This window comes from Rhizorhabdus sp. P4_G5 (genome assembly GCF_056401065.1).
Genome location: NZ_JBFUKB010000003.1, coordinates 422,387 through 440,349 on the forward strand (window position 1 = coordinate 422,387; position 17,963 = coordinate 440,349).

At 65.6% G+C, this 17,963-nt stretch carries 17 protein-coding genes and 1 pseudogene; 4 read left to right on the forward strand and 14 right to left on the reverse strand.

All coding sequences use genetic code 11. The features are described 5' to 3' along the window. Positions 1 to 64: 64 nt before the first annotated feature. Positions 65 to 934, reverse strand: a complete 870-nt coding sequence (locus tag AC1DQK_RS06360) for an NAD(P)-dependent oxidoreductase (protein WP_477868538.1) — start codon at positions 932 to 934, stop codon at positions 65 to 67. Positions 935 to 1,005: 71 nt separating this feature from the next. Between AC1DQK_RS06360 and AC1DQK_RS06365 the strand changes: the two genes are divergently transcribed. Continuing rightward, a complete protein-coding gene (locus tag AC1DQK_RS06365; RefSeq protein WP_477868540.1) occupies positions 1,006 to 2,253 on the forward strand; it encodes a threonine ammonia-lyase in 1,248 nt (415 codons plus the stop codon). Positions 2,254 to 2,582: 329 nt separating this feature from the next. Beyond that, positions 2,583 to 3,386 carry an arginyltransferase gene (locus tag AC1DQK_RS06370; protein WP_477868542.1) on the forward strand — a complete coding sequence of 268 codons (804 nt, stop codon included), beginning with the start codon at positions 2,583 to 2,585 and terminating at the stop codon, positions 3,384 to 3,386. A 146-nt stretch (positions 3,387 to 3,532) separates the two neighbouring features. Here the strand turns inward: AC1DQK_RS06370 and AC1DQK_RS06375 are convergent, their stop codons facing one another. The 11 genes and pseudogenes from AC1DQK_RS06375 to AC1DQK_RS06425 all read right to left on the reverse strand — a co-directional run bounded on the left by AC1DQK_RS06375 (position 3,533) and on the right by AC1DQK_RS06425 (position 12,792). Further along, entirely contained in the window at positions 3,533 to 4,876 is a 1,344-nt protein-coding gene (locus AC1DQK_RS06375; protein ID WP_477868544.1) for a PQQ-dependent sugar dehydrogenase, read from the reverse strand. A 102-nt stretch (positions 4,877 to 4,978) separates the two neighbouring features. Further along, entirely contained in the window at positions 4,979 to 5,872 is an 894-nt protein-coding gene (locus AC1DQK_RS06380; protein ID WP_477868546.1) for a hemolysin family protein, read from the reverse strand. A 339-nt stretch (positions 5,873 to 6,211) separates the two neighbouring features. Then, complete coding sequence (gene ybeY, locus AC1DQK_RS06385) at positions 6,212 to 6,721, reverse strand: rRNA maturation RNase YbeY (protein ID WP_477868548.1); 510 nt, start codon at positions 6,719 to 6,721, stop codon at positions 6,212 to 6,214. Continuing rightward, on the reverse strand, positions 6,718 to 7,716 hold the full coding sequence (locus AC1DQK_RS06390) for a PhoH family protein (RefSeq protein WP_477868550.1): 999 nt from the start codon (positions 7,714 to 7,716) through the stop codon (positions 6,718 to 6,720). The genes ybeY and AC1DQK_RS06390 overlap by 4 nt, the downstream gene beginning before the upstream one ends. A gap of 191 nt (positions 7,717 to 7,907) precedes the next feature. Beyond that, a pseudogene (miaB, locus tag AC1DQK_RS06395) lies at positions 7,908 to 9,239 on the reverse strand (tRNA (N6-isopentenyl adenosine(37)-C2)-methylthiotransferase MiaB); the annotation flags it as partial. 72 nt (positions 9,240 to 9,311) lie between these two features. Next, entirely contained in the window at positions 9,312 to 10,046 is a 735-nt protein-coding gene (locus tag AC1DQK_RS06400; RefSeq protein ID WP_477868552.1) for a lysophospholipid acyltransferase family protein, read from the reverse strand. A 5-nt stretch (positions 10,047 to 10,051) separates the two neighbouring features. Beyond that, entirely contained in the window at positions 10,052 to 10,474 is a 423-nt protein-coding gene (locus AC1DQK_RS06405; protein ID WP_477868554.1) for a Fur family transcriptional regulator, read from the reverse strand. A 108-nt stretch (positions 10,475 to 10,582) separates the two neighbouring features. Beyond that, positions 10,583 to 10,996, reverse strand: coding sequence for a Ros/MucR family transcriptional regulator (locus tag AC1DQK_RS06410; RefSeq protein WP_477868556.1), 414 nt, complete (start codon positions 10,994 to 10,996; stop codon positions 10,583 to 10,585). Positions 10,997 to 11,129: 133 nt separating this feature from the next. After that, complete coding sequence (locus tag AC1DQK_RS06415; RefSeq protein WP_477868558.1) at positions 11,130 to 11,591, reverse strand: GNAT family N-acetyltransferase; 462 nt, start codon at positions 11,589 to 11,591, stop codon at positions 11,130 to 11,132. Beyond that, the gene (tsaB, locus tag AC1DQK_RS06420) at positions 11,588 to 12,199 is read right to left on the reverse strand and encodes a tRNA (adenosine(37)-N6)-threonylcarbamoyltransferase complex dimerization subunit type 1 TsaB (protein WP_477868560.1); all 612 of its coding nucleotides are present in this window, start codon (positions 12,197 to 12,199) and stop codon (positions 11,588 to 11,590) included. The genes AC1DQK_RS06415 and tsaB overlap by 4 nt, the downstream gene beginning before the upstream one ends. 23 nt (positions 12,200 to 12,222) lie before the next feature. After that, positions 12,223 to 12,792 carry a NifU family protein gene (locus AC1DQK_RS06425; protein ID WP_477868562.1) on the reverse strand — a complete coding sequence of 190 codons (570 nt, stop codon included), beginning with the start codon at positions 12,790 to 12,792 and terminating at the stop codon, positions 12,223 to 12,225. Between the two features lie 104 nt (positions 12,793 to 12,896). Between AC1DQK_RS06425 and AC1DQK_RS06430 the strand changes: the two genes are divergently transcribed. Continuing rightward, positions 12,897 to 14,408, forward strand: a complete 1,512-nt coding sequence (locus AC1DQK_RS06430; RefSeq protein ID WP_477868564.1) for a hypothetical protein — start codon at positions 12,897 to 12,899, stop codon at positions 14,406 to 14,408. Next, complete coding sequence (locus AC1DQK_RS06435; RefSeq protein ID WP_477868566.1) at positions 14,405 to 15,787, forward strand: oligosaccharide flippase family protein; 1,383 nt, start codon at positions 14,405 to 14,407, stop codon at positions 15,785 to 15,787. The genes AC1DQK_RS06430 and AC1DQK_RS06435 overlap by 4 nt, the downstream gene beginning before the upstream one ends. On the opposite strand, the gene AC1DQK_RS06440 is transcribed toward AC1DQK_RS06435, so the two are convergent. Beyond that, on the reverse strand, positions 15,784 to 16,938 hold the full coding sequence (locus AC1DQK_RS06440; protein WP_477868568.1) for a glycosyltransferase family 2 protein: 1,155 nt from the start codon (positions 16,936 to 16,938) through the stop codon (positions 15,784 to 15,786). The genes AC1DQK_RS06435 and AC1DQK_RS06440 overlap by 4 nt on opposite strands. Further along, the gene (locus AC1DQK_RS06445) at positions 16,935 to 17,939 is read right to left on the reverse strand and encodes a glycosyltransferase family 2 protein (protein ID WP_477868570.1); all 1,005 of its coding nucleotides are present in this window, start codon (positions 17,937 to 17,939) and stop codon (positions 16,935 to 16,937) included. The genes AC1DQK_RS06440 and AC1DQK_RS06445 overlap by 4 nt, the downstream gene beginning before the upstream one ends. Between the last annotated feature and the right edge of the window lie 24 nt (positions 17,940 to 17,963).

Sequence of the window (17,963 nt, forward strand, 5' to 3'; positions counted from 1 at the left end):
GCCTCCGCCGGGGCGACGGATTGGGCAAAGCCGACCGGTCCGCCATGCCGACGGAACGACAGGCTCATATCTTCGGCAATCGCTTGACCACCGACGAGATATCCTGCCGCCCGCAGCCGAGTGCCTGGGCATCGGCATAAAACTGGTCTGCGAGCGCGGTGAAGGGGAGGGCGGCGCCATTGGCGCGGGCTTCCTCGATCGCGATGCTGAGATCCTTGCGCATCCAGTCGACCGCGAAACCGAAGTCGAAGCTGTCCTCAGCCATCGTCTTCCAGCGGTTGACCATGTACCAGCTCGCGCCGGCGCCGCCCGACACCGCCTCGAACACCTTGTCGAGATCGAGATCGGCATTCTGGGCGAAGCGCAGCGCTTCGGCGGCGCTCTGCATCGCACCGACGATGCAGATCTGGTTCACCATCTTGGTGGTCTGGCCGGCGCCCGGCCCGCCGACATGTACGATCCGCGACGAATAGGCCTCCATCAGCGGAGCCGCCGCGGCCATCGCCTTGTCCGACCCGCCGCACATGATTGCAAGGGCGCCCGCTTCGGCACCCGACTGACCGCCCGACACTGGCGCATCGACGACGAGCAGCCCGCGATCGCGGCCTTCCACCGCGAGCTGGCGGGCGATCTTGGCCGAGGCCGTGGTGTGATCGATAAAGAGGGCGCCTTTCTTCATGGCGCGGAAGCAGCCATCGCTGCGCAGGGTCACGGCCTCCAGGTCGCCGTCGGCGCCGACACAGGACAGCACGGCATCGGCGTCTTCGGCCGCGGAGGCGGGGGTAGGCGCCCAGCGGCCGCCATGTTTCTCCACCCACGCCTCGGCCTTCTGCCGGGTGCGATTGTACACGGTGACGTCATGGCCGGCGGCGGCGAGATGTCGAGCGATCGGCGCACCCATCGCGCCCAGTCCCAGGAATGTCACTTTTGCCATGGGCCCCGCATAAGATGGATTTTCCGGGTGCGCTAGGACTCTGCTGCCTAATCGGCTATGGCGCGGCCACTATGGCAAGCGTGCACAAGCAGACCGGCGCCGAGGGCGTCCCCGTGACCATCGACGACGTTCGCGCAGCGCATGCGCGGATCGCTCCCTCGATCGTGCGTACCCCGATCCTGAAGAGCCGCACGCTCAGCGAGATCATCGGCGCCAATGTCTGGCTGAAGTTCGAGAATCTCCAGTTCACGGCCGCCTACAAGGAGCGCGGCGCGCTCAACAAGCTGTGCCAGCTGTCGGAGGAGCAGCGCGCCCGCGGCGTGATCGCCGCCTCGGCGGGCAATCACGCGCAGGGCCTCGCCTATCATGGCAAGCGACTGGGCATTCCGGTCACCATCGTGATGCCCAAGTCGACGCCGACCGTGAAGGTGCAGCAGACCGAAGGCCATGGCGCGCGCGTGATCCTGACCGGCGAGGGGTATGACGATGCCTATGCCGCGGCGCGCGAACTCGAAGCGCGGGAGGGGCTGACCTTCGTCCATCCGTTCGACGATGTCGACGTGATCGCCGGGCAGGGCACGGTTGCGCTCGAAATGATCGAGGACGCGCCCGAGCTGGACATGTTGGTGGTGCCGATCGGTGGTGGCGGACTGATCTCCGGATCGGCGGTCGTGGCCCGCGCGGCGGCTCGACCGATGCAGGTGATCGGCGTCCAGGCCGAACTCTATCCGTCGATGTACGCCAAGATGAAGGGGCTGATGCTGCCCTGCGACGGTGATACCCTGGCCGAGGGCATCGCCGTCAAGCAGCCCGGGGCGATAACCTCCGAAATCGTGCGAGCGCTGGTGGACGATATCGTGCTGGTGACCGAGCGCGATCTCGAAACCGCGGTGTCGATGCTGCTGCAGATCGAAAAGACGGTGGTCGAGGGGGCGGGAGCGGCCGGGCTTGCCGCGCTGCTGGCACATGGCAAGGCGTTCCGCGGCAAGAATATCGGCATCATCCTGTGCGGCGGCAATATCGACACCCGCCTGCTCGCCAACGTCCTGTTGCGCGATCTGGCCCGCTCGGGCCGCCTCGCGCGACTCAGCATCCGGCTCCGGGATCGCGCCGGCGCGCTGTACCATGTCGCGCGCGTGTTCAACGAGCAGCAGGTGAACATCGTCGAGGTCTATCACCAGCGCGTATTCACGACCCTGCCGGCCAAGGGCCTGATCGCCGAAATCGAATGCGAGACCCGCGACGCGGCGCATCTCGAGCGCCTACTCAAGGCGCTTCGCCACGAGGGCTACGAGGTCGAAACCATCGAAGCGGCGTAGTTGTTGGCCCTCAGACGCCGGGCGCAGCATATCCGTGCTGCTTGGCTTCCTCCCCCCGGATCAAGTCCGGGGTCGGACGCGCTGTATGCGCTTGTCTCTTCGAACCCGTTTTGCGCGGCGCGAAGCCCGGCATCGGGACGCGCCAGTGTCCCGCAAGGCCGAACGGCCGCCGCGCCTTATGGGCGCGAAGCCAAGGCCACGAATGTGGCCGCCCGGCGTTTGAGGGCATACAAAAGAATCAAGGTTAATGCTCTTTTCATGAGGTTCGTGCGTAGGCATAATTAATATAGGTCGATGAGCGACCTCTTGTTTATGGGGCAGGCTTTCGGATGACGGCGCAGTTTCGCTTTCCGCGCTTCTTCGTGACGACGCCCGGTCCGTGCCCGTATCTTCCGGGCCGTACCGAGCGGAAGGTCTTTACCGAATTGTCCGGCCCCAACGCCGGAGAGCTCAACGACGCGCTCGGCCGGATCGGTTTCCGCCGCAGCCAGGGCGTGGCCTATCGCCCGACATGCGCCGATTGCCAGGCCTGCGTGTCGGTGCGGGTCGTATCAGCCGAGTTCAAGCCGAACGCCAGCCAGCGCAAGCTGCTGCGCCGCCACGCGGATATCGAGGTCAATGTCTGCAAGCCGTGGACGACCGAGGAGCAGTTCGCGCTGCTGCGCCGCTACCTCAAGTCGCGCCACCCGGGCGGCGGCATGGCGCAGATGGACGAGCTCGATTTCGCCGACATGGTCGAGCAGACCCCGGTGAAGACTCACATCATCGAATATCGCGAGCCTTCGGTGGACGGCCGGCCAGGCAAGCTGATCGGCGCGTGCCTGACCGACAGCCAGTCGGATGGCGTGTCGATGGTCTACAGTTTCTTCGAGACTGAGGATGTCGCACGGCCCGGCCTCGGCACCTTCATCATCCTCGACCATATCCGCCGTGCGGCCGAGGCCGGCCTGGCCTATGTCTATCTCGGCTATTGGGTCGAGGGGTCGCCCCGCATGCAGTACAAGACCCGCTTCCAGCCACTCGAGCGGCTGTCGGCTGGCGGCTGGCATCGCCTGGAGGTGCCGGCGCCGACGAGCAGCGAGGGCAAGGGCAGCCCCTTTCCCGCACCGTCCAAGCTCGGCCAGATGATCTGAACCAACCGGCTAGACCATGATCGTTTGAGGTGGAAGCGCGTGGCGCTCTCGCCGGAAACGTGAATCATGCTCTGTCGATGGTTTGGACCTCGATTCACGGATCAGGCTGATTCGGCCTTATCCGATCAAGGTCGAGGCGGCCAAGCTTACTGCCCGTTCCCCGTCACGCGCCAGATCTTGCCGCCGACATCGTCGCTGACCAGCAGGCCGCCGCGCTTGCCGATCGCGACCGCCACCGGCCGGCCGCGCGCCTGCTCGTTCCTGGACAGGAAGCCGCTCAGGATCTCGACCGGCTTGCCCATCGGCTTGCCCTGGGCAAAGGGCACGAACACCACATCGTAGCCCGAAAAGGGCCGCCGGTTCCACGATCCATGCTGTGCAATGAATGCGCCGTGGGCGTATTTCGGCCCCAGGATCGCACCCTCGGCGAAGGTAAGGCCCAGCGCCGCGACATGCGGACCGAGCGAATAGTCGGGGCGGATGACATAGGATTGCAGATCCTCATCCGGCTCCGGCACCCGCTTGTCGACGACACCGCCCCAATAATACCAGGGCCAGCCGTAGAAGCCGCCGAACTGCACTTCGGTGAGATAGTCGGGGACGATGTCCGAACCGATCATGTCGCGCTCGTTGACGGTCGTCCAGAGGTCGCCGGTGGTGGGCTCGAAGGCGAGGCCGTTCGGATTGCGCAGGCCATAGGCATAGATGCGTTCACGACCGGAGGGCAGCTCGATCTGCCAGATCGCCGCCCGCTTCGCTTCACGGTCCAGGCCGTTTTCGGCAATGTTCGACGCGGATCCGACCGCAACGAAGATCGACTTGCCATCCTTGGCGAGCAGCAGGTTGCGCGCCCAATGATTGAAGCCGCCGGGCAGCTTGGCGATCACCACCGGCTTCGCGTCGATCCTGGTCTGGCCCGGTGTGAAAGGCACCCGGACGAGCGCGTCGGTGTTGCCGATATAGAGCTGGCCATTGGCCCAGGCCATGCCGCTGGGCGAATTGAGGCCCGAGATCAGCACCGTCTTTAGTTCGGCCCTGCCGTCGCCATCAGCGTCGCGCAGCAGGATGATGCGATTGGGCGAGGGCGCAGCTGCGCCGGCGCGTTCCATCATCTTCTTCATGACGAAGCCGTCGATCCCGTCGCCGCCATTTTTTTCGTCGCGGGGTGGCGAGTTGCTCTCGCTGACCAGAATGTCGCCATTGGGCAGCACATAAAGCCAGCGGGGATGGTCGAGCCCCTCGGCGAAGGCCTTCACCGCAAGCCCTGCCGCGGCGGTCGGCGTCTCACCGGGCTTCCAGCCGACTGCCTTGGCCACGTGCAGCGTTGGAATCAGCGTGTCGTTCGGAGCGATGATCTTGGGCCCAGGACCAACCGTCTCCGCGAAATCGACCGTCGCACGTTCCCGCGTGGCAAGCACATAGATCGCGACGACCACCGCCAGCACGATCAAGACCGGAATGGCGATGAGCAGCTTCTTCTTGGTCGACATCAGGGGCGTCTCCGGGGCGTGCGCTCGGTAATGATAGCGCCTTAGCACGTCATGCCAGCGAAGGGGCGTAGGATCGGGCTGAGCCTGTCTTGTACCAGCATATCATTGCTCGGTCTGCTCCCGCGACACTGGCGGGTGAAGCAGCAGCCGCTTGACTCGGCGTTCGTCGGCGTCGGAGATTTCCAGCCGCCAGCCGCTCGGATGCTCGACGATCTGGCCGATGTGCGGAACCTGGCCGGCCAGCGCCGAGGCGAGTCCGCCCAGCGTCTCGACATCGTCCTCGATATCGGCGAGCCGCGGATCGATCAGCCGGGCGACGTCCTCGAGTTCGGCGCGGGCATCGGCGGACCAGATCGAGTCGCCGAGCGCCACGAGCAGGTCTTCCTCCTCCTCGTCATGCTCGTCCTCGATGTCGCCGACGATCTCCTCGACCAGATCCTCGATCGTCACCAGCCCGTCGGTGCCGCTATATTCGTTGAGCACGATGGCGAGGTGGGTGCGCGTCTCGCGCATCTCCGCCAGCAGGTCGATGATCCGCATCGACGAAGGCACGTAGCGCGGCTGGCGGATCAGCCCCTCGATCGTCGCCGGCCGCGCCGCGCCGGTGGCGATGATGCGGAATACGTCCTTCACATGGACCATGCCGGTGACATGATCGAGATCCTCGTTGTAGACCGGCAGCCGGCTATGCTCGGCCTCGGCGAAGCGCGCGACGAGTTCGTCGAAGCCGATCGTCTCGGGCACGGCGATGATGTCGCCTCGCGGTACGCCTATGTCGCCGACATTACGTTCGCCGAAGTGGAGGATGTTGCGAAGCATTTCCCGTTCGGCGGAGGAGAGGTCGTCTCCCTGATCGCCTTCGCTGTCATGCTCCTCGATGACCTCTTCGATCTGGTCGCGCAGACTGGGCTCATGCTCGCGCGCGAACAGCGAGCGCAGCCCGCGCCACCATCGTCCGCCGCTATCCGCGGCGCTGCTACTGCTGTCGTCGGGCATCGTCTTTCTAGTGTGCCGTTCTCATGCGGTGATTCGCTATCCGAAATGAGGGGCGGGGGGCAATGGGAAGTTTGCGGGTGGGACTTCGCCCTCTCGATGGCAACAGGAAGACGACGGTTTTACCAGGGGCCGCGCTAATAGCCGCAGCTCATATCGCCGCCTTTGAGCACGAAGGACAGGCCTGAGATATCGATTGCCGCAATATCATCGTCGCAATATTCGGCGTGCCGGGGATCAACCGAACCGCTTCGGTCAGTTCGTCGTTCGAGTCCGCTGAGGCGATGGCCGGAACGAGCAGCATGAAGAGGGCGGCCAGCAAGATCAGCGGCCTGCCGCGCTTCACTCCTCTGTCACCACATAGGGATCGTCGATGCCCAGGCTTGCGAGCGCGGCGCGTTCCAGGTCCTCCATCGCCTCCGCCTCGTCGTCGGCGATATGGTCGTAGCCGAGCAGGTGGAGCGTGCCGTGGACGATCAGGTGGGTGGCGTGCTCGGCCGTCGCGACGCCTTTCTCTCCGGCCTCGCGCTCGCAGACGCCGCGGGCCAGGATGATGTCGCCGAGCAGCACTTCGCCATCGTCGCCATTGGCGAGCGTCTCGAGCAGGTCGTCCTGCACCATCGGGAAGCTGAGCACATTGGTCGGCTTGTCCTTGTGCCGATACTGGCGGTTGAGCGCCTGGACCTCGTCGTCGTCGGTCAGCCGGATCGAGACTTCGGCGGTGTAGGACGCGGTCAGGATCTCGGCATGGGGCGTCGTGCCGAGCGCGGCCATCACCGCCTCGGTGGCGAGGGTTTCCCAATCCGTGCCGTCATCCCAGGCGGGTTCACCCTGAACTGCAACCTCGATCACGCGTCGTCCGGTCCTTCATAGGCTTCGACGATACGGCCGACGATCGGATGACGGACGACATCGGCGGCGCCGAAGCGGACAGTCGCGATGCCTTCGATACCCTCCAGCTTGGCCACCGCATCGGCCAGGCCCGACTTGCCGATATCGGGAAGATCGATCTGCCGCGGATCGCCGCAGACGACCATCCGGCTGTTCTGGCCGAAGCGGGTGAGGAACATCTTCATCTGCGCAGGCGTGGTGTTCTGCGCCTCGTCGAGGATGACGAAAGCGTCGCCCAGCGTGCGGCCGCGCATGAAGGCGATCGGTGCGATCTCGATCTCGCCCGAGGCGATTCGCCGTTCGACCTGCTCGGTCGGCAGCATGTCGTAAAGCGCGTCGTAGAGCGGACGGAGATAGGGATCGACCTTCTCCTTCATGTCGCCGGGCAGGAAGCCCAGCCGCTCGCCTGCCTCGACAGCGGGCCGCGACAGGATCAGCCGGTCGACCGTGCCCTGGATCAGCTGCTGCACGGCCTGTGCGACGGCGAGATAGGTCTTGCCCGTGCCCGCCGGCCCGAGCGCGAAGATGATGTCGGAGCGGTTGAGCGCCTCCATATATCTGATCTGGGTGGCCGAGCGCGGCACGATCGTCTTCTTGCGGGTGCGGATCATCACCTTGGGAAGATCGGAAACGTCGCTGCGGATGATGCCGTCGAGTGTCGGTTCGGCCGACATCGCGATCACCGCTTCGACGGCGCCGCTGTCGAGATCCTGGCCCTGGACGATGCGGTTATAAAGGCCGGTGAGCACCTCGCGCGCACGGCCTGCGGCCTCCGCCTCACCTTCGATCTGCAGCTTGTTGCCGCGTGCCGCGATATAGACCCCTAGCCGGTTCTCTATCGCTACCAGGTTCTGGTCGAATTCGCCGAACAGGCGGCCGAGCAGCTGGGGTTTGTCGAACATGATCTCTAGCCGGGCGCGATCTCCGGCCTGCGCGGGAACTGGCTTGCGCGACATAAGGTGCGGCAGCTTCCTTTCCTTGGGAACCCGAGGACGGGTGTCTTCCGGCTCACAACGATCCTACGCGCATTTCGACCCGTGCGAAGGGGAAAAGCGGTAGCGCGTTGCACTTATCCACCGTTGATGGAGGAAATCGCTGATGATCGAGGCGTCGTCGATGGTGCGGGTGCCATGAGCGTTGGCGAGGTGACCACCAAGCCCGTCATGCTGTTCGGCCCCGCGGCGACAATGTCCACCGTCATCAGTTCGCCGATCGCGGGGCCGTCCTCGACAATCACCGACTGGAGCCATGGCGACTTGCCGATCCGCTGGCCGGGGCGCTTGCCGTCGCGCTCGATCAGCACCTCGCAGCGCTTGCCGACGGTGGCGAGGTTGAAGCCATGCTGCTGCTCGTTGAGCAGCGCCTGTAGGCGCTGCAGCCGCTCGTCCATCACCTCGGCGTCGACCTGGTCGGCCATCGTAGCGGCGGGCGTGCCGGGCCGCGGGCTATATTTGAAGCTGAAGGCCAGAGCGTGGTTGACCGCGCCGACGATGTCGAGTGTGGCGGCGAAATCGGCTTCGGTCTCGCCGGGGAACCCGACGATGAAGTCGCCGGATATGGCGATGTCGGGGCGTACCGCGCGGACCCGTTCGATCAGCTTCAGATAGCTGGCGACGTCGTGGCTGCGGTTCATCGCCTTGAGGATGCGGTCCGATCCGGCCTGCACCGGCAAATGGAGGAACGGCATGAGCTTGGCGACATCGCCATGCGCGGCGATCAGGCGATCGCTCATGTCGTTGGGATGGCTGGTGGTGTAGCGGATGCGGGCGAGGCCGGGCAGCGCGTCAAGCTCGCGGATCAGGCCGTCGAGTCCCTGCGCTCGTCCGCGCTCGTCCTCGCCGCTCCAGGCGTTCACATTCTGGCCGAGCAGGGTGATCTCGCGCGCGCCGGCATCGACGAGCGCCTTGGCCTCGTCGACGATTGCCCCCCATGGCCGCGAGATTTCCGCACCGCGCGTATAGGGCACCACGCAATAGGTGCAGAATTTATCGCAGCCTTCCTGGACCGTCAGGAAGGCGCTGGGCCCGGGGCGGCGGCGGCCGGGCAGCGCGTCGAACTTCGAGGCGGCCGGCATGTCGGTATCGAGCGCACGCTTGCCCTGCGCGGCGTCGGCTACCAGCTGGGGCAGGTTATGATAGGCCTGCGGGCCGACGACGATATCGACCGCAGGCGCGCGGCGCGGGATCTCGGCGCCTTCGGCCTGGGCGACGCAGCCGGCGACCGCTATCATCGGCTGTTGCCGCCCCCGGGACCGCTTGATGATCCGGCCGATATCCGAATAGACTTTCTCGGCCGCCTTTTCGCGGATGTGGCAGGTATTGAGCACGATCAGCTCGGCCTGTTCGGCGCTGTCGGCGGCCTGCATGCCCTGGGCTTCGAGAAGCTCGGCCATGCGCGTGCCGTCATAGGCGTTCATCTGGCAGCCGAACGATTTGACGTGGAAGCTCTTGGGGGCGGGACGCGACATCGCCGCGCCTATAGGCGAAGCGGCGACAAACGAAAAGCGTTCGCGCCTATAGGCGAAGCGGCGACAAACGAAAAGCGTTCGCGCCTATGCCCTCACATCCGGTGAAAGGCCCAGGGCTGCCTCGATCGCTGCCTGCGCCTGGACCGCCAGGAGCTTGCGATCGTCGGATGCGGCGAGCGGCGGCAGGAACTTGATGATGCAGCGAAGCGGGCCGGGGCGAGCGAGGACCTTCTTCGCGTTGGGGCCGAGATCCTCGTCGCCGGTCCAGGCGATGTCGGTAGCCGCGCTACCATAATCGATCGCAACCGGCTGAACGGTGATGCCGGGCGGTGGCGGCGCGACCGAGGCGAACAGCGCGGGGCGGAAGGGAAACAGTGTTGCGCCGTCGCCCGTCGTCCCTTCGGGAAAAAGCGTGATCGGGACGTGGCCGAGCAGGGCCTGTCCGAGCTGATCGACCTGCCCGCGCGCAGCCCGACGGCTCTCGCGCTGGATGAAGATGGTCCCGCCGATGCGGGCGAGCATCCCGACCAGCGGCCAGCCTTCAACATCATCCTTGGATATGAAGAAAGTGGATGTCGCGCCGCCTATCGCCAATATGTCGACCCAACTGACGTGATTGGCGACATAGAGCACGTCCCGGGTCGACGGCACGCCTTCGATCCTGACGTCGAGGCCGAGCGCCTCGCCGAACCATTGCAGAAAGAAGCGTGGCCACCCGATCGACCGCCGCAGCGGCCAGGTGAGTGCGTAGCCTGCCAGGCAGAACAGCAGCACGCAGATAGCCAGGGTGAGGCGCGCTATGCTCCGATATCGCGCCACAGAATCTATTTCGAGCGGCTGGCCAGGACGCCGTAGAGTTCGAGCCGGTGATCGACGAGGCGGAAGCCCAGTCTCTCGGCGATCCGGCGCTGCAACTCTTCGAGCTCGCGATCGACGAACTCGATCACTTCGCCGGTTTCGACATTGATCAGATGATCGTGATGCGTATCTGGCGCCGCTTCGTAGCGGGCACGGCCATCGCCGAAATCATGGCGTTCCAGGATGCCGGCTTCTTCGAACAGTCGCACCGTCCGATAAACCGTTGCGATCGAGATGCCGGGGTCTATCGCCGCCGCGCGGTGATGGAGCAGCTCGACGTCGGGATGGTCTTCGGCATCGGACAGCACGCGCGCTATGACTCGGCGCTGCTCCGTTATGCGGAGGCCTTTTTCGGCGCAGAGTTGTTCGATGTCGATCTTGCCGGACATAACCACCTCGTTAGCCGTATCGCATCCGCGAGCACAAGATCGGACGTGCCCTTGAAAACACAAGGGGCAGAAATATTGGGGGCGAATTTCTCCGCCCCCATATTCGGATCAGCGGGTGCGGCGCTTGGTGCCGAGGCCGATCTTCTTGGCGAGCGAGCGGCGCTGCTCTGCATAGTTCGGCGCGACCATCGGGTAATCGGCGGGAAGATTCCACTTTGTCCGATATTGCTCCGGGGTCATCTGATAATGGGTCATCAGGTGACGCTTGAGCATCTTCAGCTTCTTGCCATCCTCAAGGCACACGATGTAGTCGGGCTTGATCGAGGCGCGGACCGATACCGCGGGCTCCTGCTTTACCTCTGGCTCGACCAACTCGTCACCGAGCGACGACAAAGCATTGTGTACATTCTGGATCAGCAACGGCAGGTCCGAAACGGCGACACTATTGTTGCTGACATGCGCCGACACGATGTCCGCGGTCAAAGCAATCAGAGTCTCGGTGAGGTCGGAATTGTCCGTCATGTTATTGGCCTTTATGGATTGATTTAAATAGATTAAGTCGAAGAACTGTCGGCGTGGCCGCGATCGGCGGGCTCTGCGCCAATCCGGATGGAAATGCAACGATCATTTTCCAATAACAGAAGGATCAATGCGGTCAAAGTCTACAAGACAGTGTCAAAGCGTCGTGAAGCGCGCCATCGACTCCTTTATAATAGCTGGGCCTTCGGCCTACGAGATCGAAGCCAGCCTTGTTATACAGTGTGATGGCAGGATTATTATGCCGCACTTCGAGATGAAGCCGGATTCCATTACGGTACCGGGCCAATTGGCGCGAGCGTTCGATCAGCGCCATTCCCACACCCTGGCGGCGACTATGCGGGGAAACCGCCAGCAGCAACAGCTCGGCCTCGTCGGCGATGATCCGGTTCAGCGCGAAACCCGCTGCTCTGTCTCCGACACGCGCAAGCGACAGCCAGACGCCTGGGAGAGCCATCATCGACACGGTCTGCGGCTCGTTCCAGGCCTCGCCATAGTCCCGATCGAACGCCTCGTTCATGACCTCCATGACGACGTCGAGCTGGTCGATCCCGACTTCCTCTATGCTCAGCTCGGTCATGCGGCAGGTTTCGCATCCGCGGCGCGGCCGTAGATCGGCGTCGGCGCCAGCCCTGTCAGGACGTCGGGCAGCAACAGGGCATCGGCTGCGCAGGGCAGGCGATCGTGCGCGGTACCGGTCCCGCGCGCGGCTACGAGCTGCGCCGCGCCGGATCCAAAGACATGCGCCTCGGAGCAACAGGCGGCAGCAGCCTGGGGCGTTAGCGACTCGAGCGGGGACAGGGCTATCGTCGGATGAAGGCGATAGCGCTGCACGAACAACTCGCCATGGCCGCCGATCAGCGCCACGCCGATCGCGGTCTCGCCGCACTCGGCCGCCGCCGCTATGATCGCCATCGAGGAATAGCCATGGACGCCGATGCGCCAGCCGAGCGCAAGCGCGCGGCCGGCGGCCAGCCCTACCCTGACACCGGTGAAGCTGCCCGGCCCGCAATCGACGAGGATCGCGTCGGCGCGGCCGCCGCCCGGCAGCGCCGCGATCATTGGCATCAGCCGTTCGGCATGGCCGCGGCCAACCACGTCATGCTGCTGGGCGATGACGGCCCCGTCTTCCATCAGCGCGACCGAACAGGCCGCGGTGGCGGTGTCGATCACAAGTGTCCGGGGCATCCGTCCGCGCGATCTTACAGGATTCAGGCGGCGCGGACTTCGGTGACCTCGGGCACATAATGCTTGAGCAGGGTTTCGATCCCCTGCTTCAGCGTAGCGCTCGACGAGGGGCAGCCCGAGCAGGCGCCCTGCATCGCAAGATAGACGGTGCCGCGCTGGAAGCCGCGGTAGATGATGTCGCCGCCGTCCCTCGCGACGGCCGGGCGCACCCGCGTCTCGATCAGATCCTTGATCTGCGCGACGATGTCCGCATCGGCGGGATCATCCGCGATGTCGCTGTCGTCGATCGCGATTTCGGCGGCACTGCCGGCGCGGAACAGCGGCGCTTCGGACGAGAAGTGATCGAGCAGGACGCCGAGCACCTGCGGCTTGAGGTCGCGCCAATCGGTGCCTTCGGCGGCCGTGACCGATACGAAGTCCTGGCCGAAGAAAACGCCGGTGACGTCGCCGAGCGAGAACAGCGCCTCCGCCAGTGGCGAGCTCGCGGCCTCCTCCGGATCGGCAAAGTCGCGCGTCCCGGCCGTCATGACTGTACGGCCGGGGAGAAATTTCTGCGTCGCCGGATTTGGCGTGAGTTCGGTTTCTATCAGCATGAACGCCATGTGGGGGGAGATGGCAGGCGGATCAAGCCATTCCTTCTTTACCTTGGCAGTGTAGAGCTTGATTAAAGGCGGGCTAGTCAGGCGATCGGGGGCCGATGTTTCTCTGGAAGAACGCGATCGTTCTGATCGGGCTGCTGGGCGTTGCCACGCTGCCCGCGACGATGCTTAGCCGCGCCGGGTGGGAGAAGCGCTATATCGCGCGGCTGATGATCTGCGGCGCGCTGGTCGTCTGCCTGGCGGTCAGCTTCGTACCGATGCTCGCCACCCAGATCGGTTTCGGGCTGCTGCTGATCTGCTGTTTCGACAAGCGCGTGCCGATGGCGGCGACCTATCTGTTCTTCCTGCTGTGGACACCGGCAGCCGGTTCGCTGCTGGCGGTCGCCGGCGCCTATATCGCCCCGATCACGCCCTTCATGTCCTTCGCGGGCGCATTGCTCGTCGGATACCTGCTCCATCCCGAACATCATCTGCGCCGCCGTTTCATGATGAGCGACGCCGCCATGCTCGCCTTCCTGCTGATCTATTGCACCTGCGTCTCGCTCCGGAACACGCCCACCGGCATCGCCCGCAACGTCGCGACCTACGTGCTGCCCTATCTGCTGAGCTATCATCTGCTGTCGCGGATCCGCATCGAGCGGCCCGAACTTGTATTGCGGTTGCTCCTGTTCGCTGCAGCCGCGGCAGGGCTGCTATGCCTGTTCGAATCGGCCCGCCACTGGCCGCTTTATGCCGGCACCTGGGCCATCAAGCGAGATCTGTGGACGATCGACGCGCCGCGCGTCTGGCTCGAGCGCGGCGGCGTACCACGGGCCTATGGGCCGTTCGCACATCCGCTCACCGGCGGCGCGATGCTGGGGCTCTCGGCGATCGGGGCCGGGGCGCTGCTGGTGATGCGGGGTCGCTCGCTTCCGCTGCTGGCGCTCGGCGGGCTGGTCCTGCTGGGGCTGGCGGCGACGCTGTCGCGCTCGGGGCTGGTCGCGCTCGGCATCGGCATCATGACCTTCCAGATATTGCGGGGCCGTTATTGGTTGGCCGGGCTGGTGGCGATGGCGGGCCTGCTGATCGTCGTCGGCGCGCCAGTGCTGGGCGGCGAGGATGCCCAACTGTCGGCGAGCTATCGGCTCGAGATTCTTACCGGCATACCGCGTGCGTTGGGCAGCGGTGTCTGGTTCGGCTATCGCGAGGCGGTCGAGATGGGCCTGCTCGACGCGTTCATCCAGGGGCAGGGGATCGTCGATCTGGTCAACGCCTATCTTGCCATTATCGTCCAGGGCGGCGTCGTGTCGCTGATTCCCTATCTGCTGTTCCTGCTGACCACCTACCCCCATTATCGTGCCATCCGCCGGTCGAAGCCGGATTCCGAAACGCTGCTGCTCGCCCAGGCGCTGATCGCGATCCAGACCGCGACCATCGTTGCGCTCGCGCTGCTCGGCGCCTGGGTGGCGCCTATGCAGCTCAGCTTCCTGGTAACGGCGATGCTGATCGCGCTGCGGTTCGACACGCGCCGGCCCCGTTTCGGCGAAGCCGCGCGCCCGGTGCTTTCGATCGAGCGCGGCGTCGCTGATCTCCCGGCCGTGGCCGCCGACCGCTTGCCGGTGCTGCGATGACCGGCGTGGCGGCCCTGCCCGGCCAGGCCAAGGCGTTCATGCTGCGGCTCGCCCGCAGCGAGGCGGGCGCGATGCTGCTCGCCTTTTCCGCCGCCACCCTGCTGCTGAGGCTGGGCAGCAACGTCGTGCTGACGCGGCTGCTCAATCCGCATGCGTTCGGCGTGGTCGGGGTGATCACCTCGGTGATGGTGGTGCTGACGATGCTGTCGGATCTCGGCTTTCTCGAGTTTGTCGTCCGCCACAAAAAGGGCAACGACCGGCGCTTGCTCGACGTGATCTGGACGATCCGGCTGGGGCAGGCCGCGCTCCAGTCGCTGGCGATGATGGCCAGCGCCTGGCCGGTCGCGCTGTTCCTGGGGAAGCCCGAACTGGTTCTGCCGATCGCCGCGACCGCGCCGCTGTTCCTCGTCAACGCGCTATGCCCGATGGCATTGCTGGTCGCGCAGCGCGAGGGCAGGGTACGCACCACCTGCACGATCGAACTTGGTACATTGGCCGCCCAGATCGCCGCCAATCTCGCGCTGAGCCTGGTGCTTCCCGATTATCGCGCGCTTCTCATCGGCCTGTATGTCAGCTCGATCGTCCGCCCGATCCTGACGATCGCGATGATCGGCGGCGGGTCGCGACCGCGCTGGGATGTCGGGCTGGCGCGCGAGTTCTTCGGCTTCTCACGCTGGATCATGGCATCGACGCTGCTCACCCTGTTGCTGACTCAGTCGGACAAGATCCTGTTCGCCCGCCTGTTCAGCGTGGCCGACTTCGGCGTCTACATGCTGCCGGCCAATCTGGCGCTGGCGCTCCAGCCCTTTGGTCGGAATTACGTCGAGCGCTATTTTTATCCGCTGGTCGCGCGCACCTGGCAGGAGGCGCCGGAAAAGCTGGCGGGCCTGTTCTATGCGGTGCGCACGCGGCTCTATCTGCTGCTGTTCGCGGGCTTCGGCTTCGGTATCGGCTTCGCACCCACGCTGTTCCGCATCCTGTTCGATCATCGCTATGAATATGGCTGGATCTATTTCTCGGTGCTGTTGCTGCGCGTGGCGCTGGAGATCGACAGCCTCGCCAATATCCGCACGATCCTAGCGATGGGACGCAGCAGCCCGATGCTGCGCGCCAATCTGGTGCGGCTGCTGCTGTTCGGTCTGTGGACGGCGGCGCTGTTCCAGACGCTCGGCCCGATCGCCCTGCCGCTGGCGCTGACCGTCGCGGAGCTTGGCGCGCTGCTCTACACGATCGCGCTGTTGCGGAAGGCGGACCTGTTCCGTCCCGCCACCCACGGCCTGTTCTACGCCGTGCTGGCCGCCGCCGCCGCCTTGGGCGCGGGGGTCAGCCTTGTCTTCGCGCCGGAAGTGATCCGCGCCGGCCTGGCGCTGATCGGCTAATTCCGCTTCGTGCGGATCCAGCGGCGTTCGGGCCGGATCAGGGCGCCGAGATAGATCGGCATCTTCCAGAGAATATAGAAGGGGATCAGCAGCAGCCTGCCGCCCGAGATCTGCGCACGTCCGAAGCGCGCCCAACTCACCCCCAGCAACAGCATCGCAGCAATCAGCACGCTCGCCAGCAGGATGAAGGGCAATGCCGTCGACCCGGTCCTCGCCAGCGCGAAGAGCAGCACCAGCGTAGCGCCGTCGACAGCGACCAGCAGCGCGAGCGGTGGCACCAGCAAGTGCAGGCCCAGCCAGATGAGCGGCCATTGGCGTTCGGCCAGCAGCGGCAGCGCCGCCTGGCGGGCGGTGTGCAGAAAGCCATGCTCCCAACGGGTGCGTTGCGCTACGGTGGCAGGCCGCGGTGCCGGCTCCGACCATGTCGCCGTATCGGGTAGAAAGAGCGGCGGCCGGCCAGCCCGGGCCAGTGCGATGCCGAGCGACAGGTCCTCCACCATGTCGGCGGTCGCGAGCGGCGCGCTGGCGAAGACGTCCCAGCGGAAAGCCATGCCAGACCCGGTGAGCAGCGCCGGCGCCCCCAGCCGCGCCAGGCCGCGCTGTCGGACAAGGTTGCGCACCAGGAAGGCGAAGCCGGACAGGCAGACGAGGGTGCCGAGATCGGGCCGGGGCCGCATCATATAGGCGGACTGTACCGGGCAACCGCTCGCCTGGGCTGCCGCCGCCAGCCGGGCCATACCCCCACCCGACATGCTGCAGTCTGCATCGACCACGATCGCGACATCGGGCGGGTCGGCAGCGAGCCGGTCGCGTGCAAAGGCGAGTGCGAAGCCCTTGCCGCGCCGCTCGGGCTCGTCGCGCTCGATCACATCGTCCGCACCGGCGGAGCGCGCCAGCGCGGCGGTGGCATCGCTGCAATTGTCGGCCACCACGATCAGCCGGGTACCTCCCGGCGCGGCGTTGCGGAGCGTCGCGATCGTCACTCCGATACCGGCGGCCTCGTCATGCGCCGGAACGATGATGGCGATACGCGGCCGGATCGTGACTTCCGCACGACGCAAGGGCCATTGCGCGGCGATCAACTCGACGGTCAGTACCAGCGTCGCGATGGCCGGCGGGAGCAGCAGTGCCCAGGCGACGATCTCGATCATGGCGCCTCCCGCTCGATCGATCGTGGCCGAGGCTTGAGTCCGCGGTCGACGTGGAAGCGGATGAGCCCGATCATTTCGGCATATTTGCCGATGGCGAGGAACAGCGCCAGCAGGAACGCGCGCTTGGCGCCGTAGCGCGACCGATCGCGCATCGTGGCTCGGGCAGCCTGCGCACCGATGAGCAGAGCCGCCGCGGCGCTAAGCGCCATCCAGCGCGGATCGAACATCATGCCTGCGACCAGCCCCGTCAGCGCCAGGCACGGCACCGCTCCGCCCCAGAACAGGATGCGCCGGCGGCTCCGGGCGAAATCATGCGCGCCGCGGCCGGGGTGAAGGTGGACCAGTTCCGCGAAGGCATGGCCGCCCCGGACGGCCCGCCGCCACCATTGGCCGAAGCGGGTGATCCCGGCGTCATGCTCGGCCATCGGCTGGGCGAGGGACAAGATCCGCCAGCCGGCGGCGCGCAACCGGATGGCGAGCTCCGGTTCCTCGCCGGCGATCATCCCGCTCCGATATCCGCCGCCGTCGCGAACCGCCTCCGCGCGCAGCATGACGAGCCCTCCGAACATGTCCGCGGGTCCGGGCGGCACAGTCCATTCAACATCGCAGAGCCAACTGTAGATAGACGCTTCCGGATCGATCTCGCGCAGGCGGCCGAACACCGCGCCCAGTGTCGGATCAGCGTCGAGCGTCGCCGCGCCGGTGGCGATCCAGCCGGGATCGACCACGCAGTCGCCATCGACCATCTGGATATAGCGGATCGCCGGATCGGCGGTCGCGCGCATCAACCCGGCATTGCGGCCCCGCGCTGCGGAAAAGCCGCCTGCGGCATCGAGTTCGATCAGCTCGACGCCCGCCGCTCGTGCAAGGTCTGCGCTGCCGTCGCTCGATCCGGAATCGACATAGACGGTGCGAACCCCCTTCAGCGATCGCAGGCAGGACTCGAGCCGCGCACTTTCGTTGCGGCCGATCACCACCGCTGCGATATCGCTTCGGCTCATTGTTTACGCTTTGCCCTATTGATC

Coding starts and splice junctions, on each gene's coding strand:
- AC1DQK_RS06380 (WP_477868546.1), bottom strand. CDS start 5,872: ATGCCCGACGACAGCAGTAGCAGCGCCGCGGATAGCGGCGGACGATGG.
- AC1DQK_RS06430 (WP_477868564.1), top strand. CDS start 12,897: ATGTTTCTCTGGAAGAACGCGATCGTTCTGATCGGGCTGCTGGGCGTT.
- AC1DQK_RS06360 (WP_477868538.1), bottom strand. CDS start 934: ATGGCAAAAGTGACATTCCTGGGACTGGGCGCGATGGGTGCGCCGATC.
- AC1DQK_RS06445 (WP_477868570.1), bottom strand. CDS start 17,939: ATGAGCCGAAGCGATATCGCAGCGGTGGTGATCGGCCGCAACGAAAGT.
- AC1DQK_RS06390 (WP_477868550.1), bottom strand. CDS start 7,716: ATGTCGCGCAAGCCAGTTCCCGCGCAGGCCGGAGATCGCGCCCGGCTA.
- AC1DQK_RS06425 (WP_477868562.1), bottom strand. CDS start 12,792: ATGCTGATAGAAACCGAACTCACGCCAAATCCGGCGACGCAGAAATTT.
- AC1DQK_RS06375 (WP_477868544.1), bottom strand. CDS start 4,876: ATGTCGACCAAGAAGAAGCTGCTCATCGCCATTCCGGTCTTGATCGTG.
- AC1DQK_RS06405 (WP_477868554.1), bottom strand. CDS start 10,474: ATGTCCGGCAAGATCGACATCGAACAACTCTGCGCCGAAAAAGGCCTC.
- AC1DQK_RS06370 (WP_477868542.1), top strand. CDS start 2,583: ATGACGGCGCAGTTTCGCTTTCCGCGCTTCTTCGTGACGACGCCCGGT.
- AC1DQK_RS06415 (WP_477868558.1), bottom strand. CDS start 11,591: ATGACCGAGCTGAGCATAGAGGAAGTCGGGATCGACCAGCTCGACGTC.
- AC1DQK_RS06440 (WP_477868568.1), bottom strand. CDS start 16,938: ATGATCGAGATCGTCGCCTGGGCACTGCTGCTCCCGCCGGCCATCGCG.
- tsaB (WP_477868560.1), bottom strand. CDS start 12,199: ATGCCCCGGACACTTGTGATCGACACCGCCACCGCGGCCTGTTCGGTC.
- AC1DQK_RS06365 (WP_477868540.1), top strand. CDS start 1,006: ATGGCAAGCGTGCACAAGCAGACCGGCGCCGAGGGCGTCCCCGTGACC.
- AC1DQK_RS06435 (WP_477868566.1), top strand. CDS start 14,405: ATGACCGGCGTGGCGGCCCTGCCCGGCCAGGCCAAGGCGTTCATGCTG.
- AC1DQK_RS06410 (WP_477868556.1), bottom strand. CDS start 10,996: ATGACGGACAATTCCGACCTCACCGAGACTCTGATTGCTTTGACCGCG.